This window comes from Burkholderia sp. Ac-20365 (assembly GCF_017104715.1).
In the GTDB taxonomy this organism is placed as follows: Bacteria; Pseudomonadota; Gammaproteobacteria; order Burkholderiales; family Burkholderiaceae; genus Paraburkholderia.
Map to the genome: position 1 here is coordinate 379587 of NZ_JAAGPI010000001.1, position 14767 is coordinate 394353.

Genomic DNA, 14767 nt, shown 5'->3' on the forward strand with positions numbered 1-14767 from the left:
CGGCGGACCATGTCACAAACAGAAGCGCTCAAACGTCTAGTCGGATAAGGACTCCACTCGACCTCGACTTCGCGCTTCCATGTCAGACTACGCACCGCGCCGCTCCGTTACGGGCGCCGACGATCCGATTGCAAGCACGTTTGCAACCAGTTTCGCCGGCGTTGTTTCCTTTCTCGCCGTCGCCAATGAAGGCAGCTTCGCCAGAGCGGGCGATCGCCTCGGCATCGGCCGCTCGTCCGTCAGCCGGAACGTGCAGAAGCTGGAGACGCAGCTGGACACGCGTCTCTTTCTGCGCACGACCCGCAGCACGTCGCTGACGCGCGAAGGCGAACTCTTCTTTGAGAACTGCCAGGCGGGCGTCGAGCGCATCGTGCAGGCGCTCGAAGAGATGCGCGAGTTGCGCAGCGGTCCACCGCGCGGGAAGTTGCGCATCTGTTCGACGCCCGGCTTCGGACGCAAGATCGTCGCGCCCTTGCTGCGTGGCTTTCATGCGCAGTACCCGGCGATATCACTCGAGCTTCTGCTCAACGACCGTCACTCTGACTTCACTGCCGATCGCATCGACGTGTCGTTCCGCGATGGACGCATGGAAGACAGCGAGATCGTTGCGCGCAAACTGATACCAATGCAGATGATCGTCTGCGCGTCACCTGCGTATGCGAGCGCGCATGGCTTGCCGGGTCATGTCGACGAACTGTCGGACCATCGCTGTATCAACTTGCGCACGGCATCCGGGCGCGTACGCGAATGGGAGTTCAAGGTGGACGGCCTGCCGATGCGCCGCCAGCCGCACGCCACGCACACGTTCAACGACCCGGAGTTGATGTTGCAGGCGGTGCTGGACGGGCAGGGCATTGCGCAGCTGCCCGGCTATCAGGTCTGCGATCTGCTCGGCGACGGGCGTCTCGTTACGTGCCTCACGCAGTACGCGCCTGACGATGGCGGCCATTACATCTGCTATCTGAGCCGCAAGCATCTTCCGTCACGCATTCGCGTGTTCGTCGATTACATGACCGAGCACACGCGCGCGCTCGACCTGCATTGTCTGACCACGATGGACGCGGTATCGACAATCGAATGAAGACGGCGTCATGGTTGTCCGCGCCCGACGGGACATGACGACGGCATCGGCTGATCGAACAGCGCTGCCATGCCGCAACCCGATGTCAACATGCGCTGTGCGTCGTGCCCCACGCCTGGCACTTCGACCACGCGCTGATTCAGTCCCGCGGGATAGCGGCTTTTCAGATAGTCGAAGTATGCGAGCCCACGCGCGAGCCGGAACGGACCTTGTGCCATCGCAGCGCAAGAGCGGTCGATAAAATGCGTGCGTGGATCGACGTCATCCATTCCGAGCAGATACACGACATCGCGCTTCGCATAGCGGGCCTCGATTAACGCACTGTCCTGTGCAGCAACATAAGCAGGCGTGTCGAGCATGCCGTATTTCCACTCGACCGCGCGCGGACACGCTTGCGTATCGACATGCTCGAAAACGCCTTGCGATGCAGGGCGTTCATCGTCGAAATACAGATAGCTCGATGGATTCGCCACTACGTACCGCACGTGGATACCGTCGCGCGCCAATGCGTCTTCCGCACGACCCGCCACCGCGTAGCGCTGCACGATCTGCGCCCCCGCCGAATGCCCGATGAGCGTCACGGACGTCAAGTGTGGATAACGCTGCGCGTTATCGAAATGCTGGAGCAGCGCATCGAGCGCCGCAAACGAACTCACTGGTGCAGGGCGACGCGCAGGCGCACCTTCTTTCCATCCGGCTTCCGTCCACGCGAGCGTGTGCTGCGGCATTGAAAACGCGCGAAGATCGCGTGTCGTCAGAAACTGCGGCGCGACGACCATGCTGTCCTTGCCGCTCGCGCCCGCCGCCGCGAGTACCTGTTGGCCCGTCGCGAAGTACTTGTCGGCGTTGCGCAACGTGCCATGCACGATGATGAACACGCGTGTGACATCAGTCTGTGCAGCATCGATGCTGCGATCGGCGTAGAGTGGCAAAGTGCCGTAGCCGTCGGGTGTGCCGACGCGAATACTCTGATCGGCGACATGCGCGACGGGCGCTGCCTGCCGCGACGAAGTCGCGCTCGCGTCATCGCGTGCCGCTATCAGCGCGATGCATGCGGCGAACAACAATAAACGGCGTGCCGGATCTGAAATCATTTTGAATGTCCCGTGACGGTCGTGTGTATTAAACGCACGACGTGGAGTATTCCGTCGCACGAATTTGCGCTGCGGAACGGGAATTGCTGAACCGTCATGCCGGAAACGCACCGACATGCGACTTTCGCCAATGCGAGGCCGATAATCTTCGCGGTCGCCCGACCGCCCGGGAGACGTCCATGAACCGCTGGCACCGTTCGTTCTCCAGCCTTTGCTCATCGCGGCATATCGCGATTCTGTGTGTCGTGGCCGCAATCTGCGTGTCATGCAGCGGCGGCAGTTCGTCGAACAACGCGAGCGCGGGTGGCAGTAGTGGCAGTAGTGGCAGCGGCGGGTCCGGCTCGGGCTCGGGCACTTCGTCGGGTGGGACAGGCGGTGTGGGCAGTTCGGGCGGCACGGCCGCCGCCGTCGCTGACGTCCTGACCTATCACAACGATCTGGCCCGCACAGGGCAATATCTCGCGGAAACCACGCTCACGCCTGCAAACGTCAACGCCACGAATTTCGGCAAGGTCGGCTTTCTTGCCGTCGACGGCAAGGTCGACGCGCAGCCGCTCTTTGTCAGCAACGTGTCGATAAGCGGCGCCGCGCACAACGTTGTCTACGTCGTGACCGAACATGCGAGCGTCTATGCGTTCGATGCCGACAGCAATGCGCAGCTGTGGCAGCGTTCGCTGCTCGGCAGCGGCGAGACCACCAGCGATCCCCGCAACTGCGCGCAGATTTCTCCTGAGATCGGCATTACGGCCACGCCCGTGATCGATCGCGGACGCGGCGCGAATGGCGTGATGTATGCGGTCGCGATGAGCAAGGACGCGGGCGGCACGATTCATCAGCGCCTGCATGCAGTCGATCTCGCGACGGGCGCCGAAGCGCTCGGCGGACCGGCGGACATCACCGGCAGCTATCCGGGCGGCGGCGCGAACAGCAGCAACGGCGTGACCGTCTTCGACCCGCAGCAATACGCGGAGCGCCAGGCGCTCGCGCTGGTCGACGGCAAGGTCTATCTGGCATGGACCTCGCACTGCGATCAGGGCGTCTACGCGGGCTGGGTGATGGCCTACAACGCGGACACGCTCGCGCAGACGAGCGCGGTAAACCTGACGCCGAACGGCAGCGGCGGCGCGATCTGGATGGGCGGCGGCGGGATGGCATCGGACGGCACGTCGCTCTATTTCCTCGATGCAAACGGCACCTTCGACACGACGTTGAACGCGCAAGGTTTTCCATCGAATGGCAATTTCGGCAATGCATTCATCAAGCTCGGAACGTCGCCGCAGCTCAATGTCGCCGATTATTTCGCGACCTTCGACACTGTGTCGCAGTCCGCGCGCGACGCCGACCTCGGCTCGGGCGGCGCGATGCTGCTGCCCGATCTCGTCGACGCGAACGGTGTCACGCGGCATCTCGCGCTCGGCTCGGGCAAGGACTCGAAGATCTATGTCGTCGATCGCGACAATCTGGGCAAATTCAACAGCACGAGTAACGCGATCTGGCAGGAGATCGACGGACAACTGATCGGCGGGGTGTTCACGACGCCGGCGTTCTACGGCAACGTCGTGTACTACGGCTCGGTTGGCGACAACCTCAAGGCGTTTCCGGTCAGCGCCGCGCGGCTCGCCACCACGCCTTCGTCGACGAGCGCGGGCACGTTCGCGTATCCGGGCACGACGCCGAGCATTTCAGCGAACGGCTCACAGAACGCGATTGTGTGGGCGGCGGAAAACGGCTCGGTGGCCGCGCTGCACGCATTCAATGCGGCCAATCTCGCGCAGGAACTGTACAACAGCAATCAGTCCGGCTCGCGCGATACATTCGGCGCGGGCAACAAATACATCACGCCGATGATCGCGCATGGCCGCGTCTATGTCGGCACGACGAATGGCGTCGCAGTGTTCGGATTGCTGAAATAAAACGGACGTCCGTCAGCACGCCGCGCGGATCTCGGACAACATGCGGTGAATCTGCGCGACGACCGCCGCGCCTTCGCCCACTGCCGACGCGACACGCTTGGTCGATCCCGAGCGCACGTCGCCGATTGCGAATACGCCCGGCACGCTGGTCTGCAGCGACATCGATTGCAGGCCCGCGCCAGGAATATCGGGGCCGGTCAGCACAAAACCCTTTTCGTCGAGCGACACGCCGCATGTCTTGAGCCAGCCCGTATTCGGCTCCGCGCCGATGAACACGAACAGATGATGCGTCGTCATGCTGCCTTCTATGCCGCCCGCGCCGCGATATCGCACGCGCTCCAGCCGCGCATCGCCTTCGAGCGCAGTGAGTTCGATGCGCGTATGCAGCGTGACATTCGGCAGCGCCAGAATGCGTTCGATCAGATAGTGCGACATGCTGTGCTCGAGGCTCGCGCCACGTATGAACATATGCACGTGCTCGGCGTGCGACGCGAGAAACACGACCGCCTGTCCCGCCGAATTACCGCCGCCGACCAGCAGCACGGGTTCCTTGCGGCATAAACGCGCTTCGATGGGCGTGGCCCAGTAATAGACGCCGGATCCGTCGAAACGCTCCAGTCCCTCCACGTCGGGCCGCCGGTATTCCGCGCCGCTTGCGATCACCACTGTGCGCGCGGTGATGCGCCGCGCGTCGGTCAGTTCGACCACGGGCGGCTGCTTGTCGCAATACAGCGCCTTGACTTCGCACGGAATGCCGATATGCGCGCCGAACTTCTGCGCCTGCACGAATGCGCGGCCCGCGAGCGCATGGCCTGTAATGCCCGTCGGAAAGCCGAGATAGTTCTCGATGCGAGAACTGGTGCCCGCCTGGCCGCCCGGCGCGCGGCAATCGAGCGCCGCGACGGAGAGTCCTTCAGAAGCCGCATACACGGCAGCCGCCAGTCCCGCTGGCCCTGCGCCGACAATCGCCACGTCGTAGACATGCGCGGCATCGAATTCGGGAATCAGTCCGAGGCACGAAGCAAGCTGGCCTTCATCGGGATTGCGCAGCACCGTGCCGTTCGGGCAGACGACGAGCGGAAAATCGTCCGGTTGCGGCGTCAGGCGTGCAAGCAGCGCGATCGCTTCGGCGTCCTTGTCCGCGTCGAGCGTCAGGCTGGGGAACACGTTCCGGCGCAGGAAGTTCTGCAGCGCGATCAGCCGTCCGTTGTTCGACGGGCCGACCAGCACGACGCCGTGCCCGCGCTCGATCACCAGCACGCGCCGCAGAATCAGCGCACGCATGATCTTTTCGCCGAGGTCGGCTTCGCTGATCATCATCGAGCTCAACGCTTCGGGCCGCAGCAACATCGCTTCGACGTCTTCGACCACATGCGCATCGACGACGGCAGGCTTGTTGGAGAGTTGCGTGACATCCGACGTGAACTCGCCGCGCTGCGTGTACGTATGAATAATCCGCTCGTGGCCGAGCCCATCGCGCCCGACAATCCGCACCTTGCCCGAGAGCAGCACGAACACGCCGGGACACAGGCTTCCCGCGCGATACAGCAAGGCGCCCTTCACGTAGCGCGACGGCTCGCCAAAGCGCCGCATGCGCTCGATTTCCGCTTCCGACAGCACGGGAAACATCTGCTGATGCCGCGGGTGATCGCGCACGCTCGGATCTTCGAGAAGCGTTTCGTCGATGAGGTTCGCGTCCGTGGCCTGCTCGCGCGCGGGCGCTGCGTCTGACGGCGTTGACTCGTTGCTCATCGCGGATGGTCCTCCGGCGAATGATGGGGCAGTGCGTGAACGTTCATGCGAACGTAATCGACAGAGTAATCGAGTTGTCGTTTGTCGGCAGATCAGGTGACTGCTGTCGTTCGAATCTTGCGTGGAATGATTCCGTTCGTTCGCTAGAACACTTCATGTGAAGAGGTTTGCTGTGTTTCGTTTCAACCGCGTGGTGCGTGCTCGTCTACCAGTTGATTGCGCTAACCCTTGTATGCGCGGATGGAGAGCAACATGAAGCGTTCCGATAACAGCAGCATGCCTGGCGTTGTGGGCTGGAGTCTTGTCGCGAGCCTGGCCGTGTCGTGTGCGCAGGCATTCGCTGCGGGCAGTGCAGATGTCGCACCCGCCGTCGCTGCGCAGACCGCGTCCGCAGGGGACCCGCTGACGTTGATGATCCAGCCGCCGTCAGGTGGCGCAGTGCGGCTTACCTACGTTCCCGATGAAGGCTGGAAAGCGGACCGTGCCGCAAGCGTCGCGATGCAGGGCACAGGACGCGTCTCAACCGTCAGCGCGCCGCAGTCCGATGCCGACCCTGAATTGGACGAGGCGTCGCGCAAGCCGATGACCGTGTTCATCGACGGGCCGACGGGCTTCACGTACTTCTGGAGCAAGGAGCGCGGCTGGAAGTTCGTCGGACGGCTGACGCAGCGAGTCCAGTAACTTTGTGATCGTCTATCGAAAGTGTGTGAGCGATTAAATCGTATGCGATTGACATGTGCGAGCGATTCGAGCAATATGCATCGCATGCGATTGAATCGCATCGACTTAAAGAGTCGCTATCCACTTTCGATCACGGAATCACGATGACCACAATTGAAAAAGTCCTGTTCACTGGCAAGACCCATACGACGGCAAGCAGGCGCGCTGGCGCTACGCGCGGCCACGAAGACCGGCTTGACCTGAGGCTGTCGGCACCGGGCAACGACGCGCATCCCGAGCACATCTTCGAAGCTGCCGATCCGCATCCGACGGCAGAGCAACTTTTCGCGGGCGCCTGGTCGGCCTGCCTGATCACGGCCATCGGGCTTGCGGCCAAGGCGAAGAAAGTCGCACTGCCGTCCGATCTCGCGCTCGACATCGAGATCGATCTGGGCATGACGGGTGACGCGTACTTCCTGGGCGCGCGGATCGACGTGAGCATGCCCGGCATCGCACGCGATGTGGCCGAGGCCGTCGTGCACGCTGCCGACGACATGTGTCCGTATTCGAAAGCAACGCGCGGCAATATCGACGTGGCGATCAACGTGATCTGAACGGGGCTTCCGTCTGCCGCATGAGGGCAGTTCGGCGGGGTGAGGGCGCGCTAGAATGAAATTCCGCGCCCTTTCCCTCGTTGGCGGATCGCCATGACGCTACGTTCCGTTCGTCCCGTGCTACTTGCTGTTTGCGCTGCGTCAGTCGCGGCGCTCGCGTCTTGCGGCGGCAGCGCCTGTATCGGTTTCGATGGCTGTGTGGGCGCAACTCCGGCGCCAAACGTTGCGCTCGCGGGCACGGCAGCGACGGGCAAGGCGCTGGCGAGCGCCAATGTCAACGTGAGTTGCGCGCAAGGCTCAGGCGCGACGCTCTCCGATGGCGGCGGACGCTACAGCCTTTCGTTCAACGCGACGCTTCCGTGCATGATCACGGTGACTGCTAGCGGTGTGACGCTGCATTCGCTCGCCTTCGCGGGCGGGACATTCAACACGACGCCCGAAACCGAGCTGATGATCGTCTATCTCGCGGCTCAACTCGGCACGAGCGCGTCCGGTCTCGTTGCAAATTTCGCCAGCAATACGCAGTTTCAGCAGGCGCTTGCGAATCAGAGCAATGTGCTGAACGCGCAATCGGCCGTCGTGACGAATCTGCAGCAGCACTATGCACTGACGCTGAGCACGCCCGCATTTCTGACGACGGCATTCGTGGTCGGACAGGCGGGCGTCGACAGCGATCTCGAAGCGCTCGCGAAAGCAGGTGCTATCGACGCCAACGGCATGCCGGATCCCGCCGCTATTGCACTGTTGTCGCAAGCGGGGCTTGCGCAGCCGATTGCGAAAACGGCGGCGACATCATCGGGCAGCATGTAAAGCGTGTGTCACGCAATCGGTTCGGTTGTCATCGCGCGTGTGAGGCCGTGCATCGGACGGCGCATCGCGACATCGAATGGATTCACCTGCGGGCCGATCAGATCGGCTTGCCGCTTGAGAAGCTCGACGACCATCGGCAAGCGGTCGTCGCCCAGACGCGCTGACAAGGTGCCGACGCTCAGCGCAGCCACCGCGCAACCCGTACGGTCGATGATCGGCACGGCGACCCCCGCCATCCCTTCCAGCACGCCGCTGTTGCGTCCCGCGTAACCGAGTTGCCGAACGCGCTCGATTTCCGTGCGCAAATAGACTTCGTCGAGCACGCCATAGCTGCGCAAACGCGGCACGTTGAAGCGAATGATTTCTTCGCGCTCCGCTTCGGGCAGGAACGCAAGAATCGCGAGACTGCCTTGTCCGACACCGAGCGCGACGCGTCCGCCGATATCGCCTGTGAACGAACGAATAGGGAACGGGCCTTCGCACATGTCGAGGCACACGGCGTCGAAGCTGCTTTTGACGAGCAGAAAGATCGTGTCGCCGAGACTCGCGCACAGGCGCAGCAGAGCAGGGCGGCACAGCGCGCGCATACCGCTCGGATTGCCTGCCTGCGCGGCGAGCGCGAAAAAGTCGACGCTGAGCCGGTAAAGTTTGGTGTTCTGATCCTGCTCGACGACGCCTTCGGCAATCAGCGCATGCAGGATGCGATGCACGGTGGCTTGCGTCAGCCCGACCGCTTTCGCGATGCGCGTCACGCGGCCGCCCTCCGGTTGCACTTCGCTGAGCGCGCGGATTACCGCGAATGCCCGCTGCAACATGCCCGCGCCAGGGGCGTCGGCTTCTTTCGAAGGATTCATCGGAGAGTCCGGTTTAGATTCCATTGAACGGAATACTAGCCGATGTTCTTGCTGGAAAACAAACACGCATAGGCATAAGCCATGCAAATGCCTGTCAGCACGGGATTCAGTATTTTCACTGACCACACGCAGTGGAATGACGCGCGCTGATAACAAGCAAAAAATTCCATTGAATGGAAGAAATGGAATGTTTATATCGTTCATTGGAATTTGACATTGACGCTCTGGAATTTGGCTAGCTAGAGTCGGCTCAACAGACACCCGTCGATTCAGCCGGTGCGGTGCACCAAAAGGCCAGACCATGTCGTTCCTCACATTGACTGACGTTTCGAAGACGTTCGGCGAACTGCATGCCGTGACGGGGATTAACCTCTCGGTGGAGAAGGGCGAGTTCGTTTCGCTGCTCGGACCGTCGGGTTGCGGCAAGACCACGACGCTGCAGATGATCGCGGGCTTCATCGAAACGACGCGCGGGCGCATCACGCTCGATGGCCGCGACATCACGCACATGAAGCCGAACAAGCGCGGCCTCGGCATCGTGTTTCAGAGCTACGCGCTGTTTCCGCACATGAGCGTCGCGCAGAACGTGAGCTTCGGGCTGGAAATGCGCGGCATCGATAAAGCCGAGCGCAACGACCGTGTGCGCGAAGCATTGGAGCTGGTGCGGCTCGACGCACTTGCGCATCGCTTTCCGCGTGAGCTTTCAGGCGGGCAGAGACAGCGCGTCGCGATTGCACGTGCAATCGTGATCGCGCCGCCCGTGCTGCTGCTCGACGAACCGATGTCAAACCTCGATGCCAAGCTGCGCGAAGACATGCAGTTCGAACTGCGCGCGATTCAACGCAAGATCGGCACGACGACGATCATGGTCACGCACGATCAGTCGGAAGCCCTGTCGATCAGCGACCGCGTGGTCGTGATGGAAGCGGGGCGCATCACGCAGATCGACACGCCGTACCGCGCGTACGAGCGACCGGAGAACCTGTTCGTGTCGCAGTTCATCGGCAAGGCGAACATGCTGGCGGGCAAGGTCGTGTCGCGCGATGGCGACGCGATCCGCATCGACCTCGGCCACGACCTCGCGGAGAACGGCAGCATGGCGCAGCTTGCCGCACATGGGCAGGCAATCGGCGTCGGCGATGCCGTCACGTTGTGCATACGCCCGGAAAAGCTGCGGCTCTGCGCGCCTGACAAAGGGCGTCTTGCTGGCAATGTGACGAGCCGTTTCTTTCTCGGCAGCCAATGGCTGTACCGGCTCGACAGCCGCGTCGGCGAGATGCTGGTGTGCTGCCAGAACGAGGGCAACGAGCCGTATTCGGAAGGCGCAAAGGTTGGCATCGACTGGCATAGCGACTCGCTGCGCCTGATCGGCCAGGAGCGCGCACATGGATAGCACGTTGTCCGCAGCCCAAAGCGCGAATGGCCGCACATCGCGTGCGCCGTGGCACGCCTACGTGCCGTTGTGGCTGATGAGCGCGCCCGCGTTGCTGCTCTTCGCGACGCTCGTGCTCGTGCCGCTCGCGATGACGCTGGCGCTGACTTTCTATCGCTTCGATCCCGCGAGCGGCCCAATCGCGGCGTTCGACTTTCACAACTATGTCGAAGTACTCGGCTCGTCGTATTTCCACACGATCTTTCTGCGCACCTTCGGTATCGCATTGCTGACGACCGTGCTGTGCGTCGCAATCGGTACGCCCGAAGCATATGTGCTGTCGCGTATGCGCGACCCGTGGCGTTCGCTCTTTCTGCTGGTGATACTCGCGCCGCTGCTGGTGTCGGTGGTGGTGCGCGCATTCGGCTGGAGCATGCTGCTGAACACGAACGGCCTCGTGAATCAGGCGTTCGCGCTGTTCGGCCTCGGACCGTACAAGCTCGAATACACGACCTTTGCGATCGTCATCGCGCTTGTGCATGTGATGCTGCCGTTCATGGTGATTCCCGTCTGGACCGCATTGCAACGGCTCGATCCGCAAACGGAGAATGCCGCGCTTTCGCTGATGGCGTCGCCTGCCACGACGTTGCGGCGTATCGTGCTGCCGCAACTCGTGCCGGGCATTCTGTCGGGCAGCCTGATGGTGTTCGGTCTCTCGGCAAGCGCGTTCGCGATTCCCGGCCTGCTCGGCGGACGTCGCCTGAAAGTGGCGGCCACAGCGGTCTACGACCAGTTCCTGAGTTCGATGAACTGGCCGCTAGGCGCGACGATCGCGATGCTGCTGCTGGTCGCGAACCTCGTCGTGATGCTTACCTACTACCGTGTGCTCGAGCGGCGCTACGCGCGCAGCATGGGCTGACGCGAACCGACAGGCGAAACATCATGCGCAAGAACGGTTTCTTTGCCCTCGCGTTCCATACCGTCGTGATCCTGTTCGTGCTCGCGCCGCTCGCGATCGTCGTGCTCGTCGCGTTCACGCCGGATGAAACGCTCACGCTGCCGGCGCACGGCTTCTCGCTGCGCTGGTTCCGCGCGATTCTCGACTATCCCGACTTCATCACGGCGTTCTTCAACAGCCTGAAACTGGCGTTTGCATCGGCGACGCTGTCGCTTCTGATCGCGCTACCCGCAGGTCTTGCCATTGGCCGCGCGCGTTTTCCCGGCCGCAATTTTCTCAATGCGTTGCTGCTGTCGCCGCTGGTGATTCCAGGCCTCGTGCTCGGCATCGCGATGCTGCGCTTCTTCGCGCTGATCGGCGCAACGGGCTCGTTCGCGTGGCTGGTCCTCGCGCACATGGTCGTCATCACGCCGTTCGTGATGCGGCTCGTGCTGGCTTCGGTGAGTGGACTGGACCGCAGCATCGAGCACGCGGCGTCGTCGCTCGGCGCCGATGCGTGGACCACCTTCCGTCGCATCACGCTGCCGATGATCGTGCCCGGTATTACGGGCGGCTGGCTGCTCGCCTTCATCAACAGCTTCGACGAATTGACGATGTCGATCTTCGTCACGTCGCCGCAAACGGTCACGCTGCCCGTGCGCATGTACATGTACGCAACCGAATCGATCGATCCGATGATGGCGTCCGTGTCCGCGCTCGTCATCTTCATCACGGCGGGCGCGATGCTGCTGCTCGACCGCGTCTATGGTCTCAACCGGATTCTGATTGGCCAGCACTGATGGCATCTTCCGCTCACGCTCACATGTCCAGTTCCAACAGCCAGTTGCTGCGCGTCGCCGAAGCCGGGCGCACGCCTGTGTCGTTCTTTCTCGATGGCGTCGAAGTCGGCGCGTTGACGGGCGATACCGTCCTGACGGCGATACTAATGCAGCAACGCCACGTGCGTCACAGCGAATTCAGCGGCGAGCCGCGCGCGGGCTTCTGCATGATCGGCGCGTGTCAGGACTGCTGGGTGCGCAGCGAAGACGGCAGGCGCATTCGTGCGTGTTCGACGCTGGTTCGCGAAGGCATGCGGATCGTGACGGCAGGTGCGCGATGAGCGGCGGACAACAGGTGGTGATCGTCGGCGCGGGACCTGCGGGCATTCGCGCAGCACAGACGCTGGTGGCAGCGGGTATTCGCCCGATCGTGCTCGATGAAAATGCGCGCTGGGGCGGACAGATCTATCGACAGCCGCCTGCCGATGCGGGTTTCCAGCGCAGCAAGGCAACGCTCTACGGCTTCGAATCGAAGAAGGCGCATGCGGTGCACGAAACGATGCGCGTGCTGTTGCCGCATATCGACTATCGGCCGGATACGCTTGTGTGGTCCTGTGAAGGCCGCAGGCTCGACACGATATGCAATGGCCGCGAAGCGAGCGTAGCGTTCACGCAACTGCTTATTGCAAGCGGTGCGACGGATCGCGTGTTGCCGGTGCCGGGCTGGACGTTGCCCGGCGTTTATACGCTGGGCGGCGCGCAGGTTGCATTGAAAGCGCAGGGCTGCGCAATCGGGCGACGCGTCGTGCTGGCAGGCACGGGGCCGCTGCTGTATCTCGTCGCGTATCAATACGTGAAGGCGGGTGCGCACGTCGAAGCCGTGCTGGACACGAGCGCGTGGTCGAAGCAGGTTTCAGCGGTACTGAAGCTCGTCAGCCAGCCGTCGACGTTTGCCAAGGGCGTGTATTACGTCGCGTGGTTGAAGGCGCGCGGCGTTCGTATCGCACGTGATGTGACGCTGGTCGGCATAGATGGCGATGAAGGCGTAACGGGCATTCGCTTCCGGACGTCGCAGCAAAGCGTAGAAACGATTCCATGCGACGCAGTCGGCCTCGGCTTCGGCTTGCGTCCCGAAACGCAACTCGCCGATCTCGCCGGATGCCGTTTTCGCTTCGATCAACTGAGCCGCTACTGGCTGCCCGAGCGCGACGCGGCAGGGCGTAGCACGGTGCCGGGCATCTATCTCGCGGGCGATGGCGCAGGCATCGCGGGTGCGGACGCAGCGGAACTCGCGGGACAGCGCGCTGCGCTCGCGTTGCTCGACGATCTCGGCATCGCGCATCCACAGCACGCGGATGCAATCGATATGGCGACGCTCGAACGCCGCTTGCAACGCATCGCCGTGTTCCGCGAGGGTATCGAAACGGCTTTCGCGCCACCGGCACAGCCGGCGCAGCAATGGCCCGACGACATGACGGTATGCCGCTGCGAAGAAGTCGATGCAGGCACGCTGCGCCGCTGCATTCGCGACGGCGAGGCAAGCGAGATCAACCGGCTCAAGGCGTTGACCCGCGTCGGCATGGGACGCTGCCAGGGGCGCATGTGCGGCGAAGCGGCAATCGCACTGCTGAGCGACGAAACGGGCCGTCCTGTGGAAGACGTCGGCCGTCTGCGCAGCCAGGCGCCCATCAAGCCAATCCCTATTTCACCGATGCTGTTCGACGACGACGTCGCCGCGATTCCCGAGGAGGCCCGCGATGAGTGACGCCGTCCACTTTCAGGTGGTGATCGCGGGCGGCGGCCTGGTGGGCTCATCGGCGGCGTTGATGCTCGCGCGGCGCGGTGTGCGCGTCGGACTGTTCGAGCGGCGTTACTGCGGCGCACAGGCGAGCGGCGTGAACTACGGCGGCGTGCGCTGCCAGGGACGGCCCGCCGAACAGATGCCGCTCGCGATGCGCGCGCGGCGCGTGTGGGACCGTTTGCCGGAAGTGATCGGCATCGACGGAGAACTCGTTGTGTCGGGGCATCTGCGGCTCGCGCGGAAGGCAAGCGATTTTGCGGTGCTCGAGAAGTGGGCCGCGATGGCGCGCGAGCACGGACTCGAAACCGAACTGCTCGCCGGCGCGGCGTTTCGCAAGCGCTATCCGTGGCTCGGCGACGCGGCGCTCGGCGGTTCGCTGTGTATGAGCGACGGCCATGCGAATCCGCGTCTCGTGTCGCCCGGATTCGCGCGTGCGGCACAAAGAGCGGGTGCTGTAATTCGCGAGCACACACCGATTACCGATATTTCGCACGACGGCACGCGCTTCCAGATTCGTGCGGGCGACGAGCGCATCACAGCCGACTGGCTGATCAACAGCGCGGGCGCGTGGGCCAACACCGTCGCGGGCTTCTTCGACGAAGCGGTGCCGATGAAGCCGATCTACCCGAACATGTGGGTCACCGAGCCACTGCCGCGCTTCGTCACGCACAACCTCGGCGTGGTAGGCGGCGGCGTGTACGCGCGGCAAGTGGAGCGCGGCAACTGCGTGATCGGCGGCGGGCGCGGGCATGGCGACGGCGAATACGCGCAACCATCGACGGCCACGACGCGTGCCGTGATGCGCGATGCCTGCGCGCTGCTGCCCGCACTGCGCGACGCGCTGCTGATCCGCACGTGGAGCGGTGTCGAAGGCGAGACGCCCGATAGCAATCCCATCATCGGTGCGAGCCAGAAGGTGCCGCGCCTGTTGCATGCATTTGGTTTTTCGGGCGGCGGCTTTCTGCTTGCGCCCGGCGTCGGCGAAGTGCTGGCCGACCTCGTGATCGACGGCGAGACTTCGACGCCGCTCGATGCGTTTGCAATCGGCCGCTTCAACCGAAGCGCGATCCCCGCTGTACTTTAGTCCTGTCAAGGAGACC

General features: G+C 63.2%; 14 protein-coding genes. 11 read left to right on the forward strand and 3 right to left on the reverse strand.

Going from position 1 to position 14767, the window contains the following annotated elements; genetic code table 11:
* Nucleotides 1-79 precede the first annotated feature (79 nt).
* Nucleotides 80-1081, forward strand: a complete 1002-nt coding sequence (locus G3O01_RS01535; protein WP_205802672.1) for a LysR family transcriptional regulator — start codon at nt 80-82, stop codon at nt 1079-1081.
* An 8-nt stretch (nt 1082-1089) separates the two neighbouring features.
* Here the strand turns inward: G3O01_RS01535 and G3O01_RS01540 are convergent, their stop codons facing one another.
* Nucleotides 1090-2175, reverse strand: coding sequence for an alpha/beta fold hydrolase (locus G3O01_RS01540; protein WP_205802673.1), 1086 nt, complete (start codon nt 2173-2175; stop codon nt 1090-1092).
* Nucleotides 2176-2354: 179 nt separating this feature from the next.
* Here G3O01_RS01540 and G3O01_RS01545 point away from each other — a divergent pair, with 179 nt between their 5' ends.
* Nucleotides 2355-4088: a pyrrolo-quinoline quinone gene (locus tag G3O01_RS01545; RefSeq protein ID WP_205802674.1), complete on the forward strand. Its 1734-nt coding sequence runs from the start codon at nt 2355-2357 to the stop codon at nt 4086-4088.
* 12 nt (nt 4089-4100) lie between these two features.
* Here G3O01_RS01545 and G3O01_RS01550 read toward each other — a convergent pair whose 3' ends face one another.
* Nucleotides 4101-5840: an FAD-dependent oxidoreductase gene (locus G3O01_RS01550; RefSeq protein ID WP_205802675.1), complete on the reverse strand. Its 1740-nt coding sequence runs from the start codon at nt 5838-5840 to the stop codon at nt 4101-4103.
* A gap of 252 nt (nt 5841-6092) precedes the next feature.
* Here G3O01_RS01550 and G3O01_RS01555 point away from each other — a divergent pair, with 252 nt between their 5' ends.
* The 3 genes from G3O01_RS01555 (at nt 6093) to G3O01_RS01565 (ending at nt 7924) form a co-directional block, all read left to right on the forward strand.
* Nucleotides 6093-6521 carry a hypothetical protein gene (locus G3O01_RS01555; RefSeq protein ID WP_205802676.1) on the forward strand — a complete coding sequence of 143 codons (429 nt, stop codon included), beginning with the start codon at nt 6093-6095 and terminating at the stop codon, nt 6519-6521.
* Between the two features lie 143 nt (nt 6522-6664).
* Nucleotides 6665-7114 carry an Ohr family peroxiredoxin gene (locus G3O01_RS01560; RefSeq protein ID WP_205802677.1) on the forward strand — a complete coding sequence of 150 codons (450 nt, stop codon included), beginning with the start codon at nt 6665-6667 and terminating at the stop codon, nt 7112-7114.
* A 93-nt stretch (nt 7115-7207) separates the two neighbouring features.
* A complete protein-coding gene (locus G3O01_RS01565) occupies nt 7208-7924 on the forward strand; it encodes a hypothetical protein (RefSeq protein ID WP_205802678.1) in 717 nt (238 codons plus the stop codon).
* Between the two features lie 8 nt (nt 7925-7932).
* Here G3O01_RS01565 and G3O01_RS01570 read toward each other — a convergent pair whose 3' ends face one another.
* Nucleotides 7933-8778: an IclR family transcriptional regulator gene (locus G3O01_RS01570; protein ID WP_205802679.1), complete on the reverse strand. Its 846-nt coding sequence runs from the start codon at nt 8776-8778 to the stop codon at nt 7933-7935.
* Nucleotides 8779-9079: 301 nt separating this feature from the next.
* On the opposite strand from G3O01_RS01570, the gene G3O01_RS01575 reads away from it, so the two are divergent.
* From G3O01_RS01575 to G3O01_RS01600, 6 genes are read left to right on the forward strand one after another with little or no spacing between them, the layout of a single operon-like run.
* Nucleotides 9080-10171, forward strand: coding sequence for an ABC transporter ATP-binding protein (locus G3O01_RS01575; RefSeq protein WP_205802680.1), 1092 nt, complete (start codon nt 9080-9082; stop codon nt 10169-10171).
* On the forward strand, nt 10164-11069 hold the full coding sequence (locus G3O01_RS01580) for an ABC transporter permease (protein ID WP_205802681.1): 906 nt from the start codon (nt 10164-10166) through the stop codon (nt 11067-11069). Before G3O01_RS01575 ends, G3O01_RS01580 begins: the two co-directional genes overlap by 8 nt.
* Before the next feature lie 23 nt (nt 11070-11092).
* Nucleotides 11093-11887: an ABC transporter permease gene (locus tag G3O01_RS01585; protein ID WP_205802682.1), complete on the forward strand. Its 795-nt coding sequence runs from the start codon at nt 11093-11095 to the stop codon at nt 11885-11887.
* 23 nt (nt 11888-11910) lie between these two features.
* Nucleotides 11911-12207: a (2Fe-2S)-binding protein gene (locus tag G3O01_RS01590; RefSeq protein ID WP_241023555.1), complete on the forward strand. Its 297-nt coding sequence runs from the start codon at nt 11911-11913 to the stop codon at nt 12205-12207.
* Entirely contained in the window at nt 12204-13631 is a 1428-nt protein-coding gene (locus G3O01_RS01595; protein ID WP_205802684.1) for an FAD/NAD(P)-binding oxidoreductase, read from the forward strand. Before G3O01_RS01590 ends, G3O01_RS01595 begins: the two co-directional genes overlap by 4 nt.
* Nucleotides 13624-14751, forward strand: coding sequence for an FAD-binding oxidoreductase (locus G3O01_RS01600; protein ID WP_205802685.1), 1128 nt, complete (start codon nt 13624-13626; stop codon nt 14749-14751). The genes G3O01_RS01595 and G3O01_RS01600 overlap by 8 nt, the downstream gene beginning before the upstream one ends.
* Nucleotides 14752-14767 lie beyond the last annotated feature (16 nt).

Excerpts from the sequence above, each read along its gene's own strand:
- G3O01_RS01595 (WP_205802684.1), top strand. The coding sequence starts at position 12,204 with ATGAGCGGCGGACAACAGGTGGTGATCGTCGGCGCGGGACCTGCGGGC.
- G3O01_RS01585 (WP_205802682.1), top strand. The coding sequence starts at position 11,093 with ATGCGCAAGAACGGTTTCTTTGCCCTCGCGTTCCATACCGTCGTGATC.
- G3O01_RS01540 (WP_205802673.1), bottom strand. The coding sequence starts at position 2,175 with ATGATTTCAGATCCGGCACGCCGTTTATTGTTGTTCGCCGCATGCATC.
- G3O01_RS01590 (WP_241023555.1), top strand. The coding sequence starts at position 11,911 with ATGTCCAGTTCCAACAGCCAGTTGCTGCGCGTCGCCGAAGCCGGGCGC.
- G3O01_RS01580 (WP_205802681.1), top strand. The coding sequence starts at position 10,164 with ATGGATAGCACGTTGTCCGCAGCCCAAAGCGCGAATGGCCGCACATCG.
- G3O01_RS01600 (WP_205802685.1), top strand. The coding sequence starts at position 13,624 with ATGAGTGACGCCGTCCACTTTCAGGTGGTGATCGCGGGCGGCGGCCTG.
- G3O01_RS01575 (WP_205802680.1), top strand. The coding sequence starts at position 9,080 with ATGTCGTTCCTCACATTGACTGACGTTTCGAAGACGTTCGGCGAACTG.
- G3O01_RS01545 (WP_205802674.1), top strand. The coding sequence starts at position 2,355 with ATGAACCGCTGGCACCGTTCGTTCTCCAGCCTTTGCTCATCGCGGCAT.
- G3O01_RS01565 (WP_205802678.1), top strand. The coding sequence starts at position 7,208 with ATGACGCTACGTTCCGTTCGTCCCGTGCTACTTGCTGTTTGCGCTGCG.
- G3O01_RS01550 (WP_205802675.1), bottom strand. The coding sequence starts at position 5,840 with ATGAGCAACGAGTCAACGCCGTCAGACGCAGCGCCCGCGCGCGAGCAG.
- G3O01_RS01570 (WP_205802679.1), bottom strand. The coding sequence starts at position 8,778 with ATGAATCCTTCGAAAGAAGCCGACGCCCCTGGCGCGGGCATGTTGCAG.
- G3O01_RS01535 (WP_205802672.1), top strand. The coding sequence starts at position 80 with ATGTCAGACTACGCACCGCGCCGCTCCGTTACGGGCGCCGACGATCCG.
- G3O01_RS01560 (WP_205802677.1), top strand. The coding sequence starts at position 6,665 with ATGACCACAATTGAAAAAGTCCTGTTCACTGGCAAGACCCATACGACG.
- G3O01_RS01555 (WP_205802676.1), top strand. The coding sequence starts at position 6,093 with ATGAAGCGTTCCGATAACAGCAGCATGCCTGGCGTTGTGGGCTGGAGT.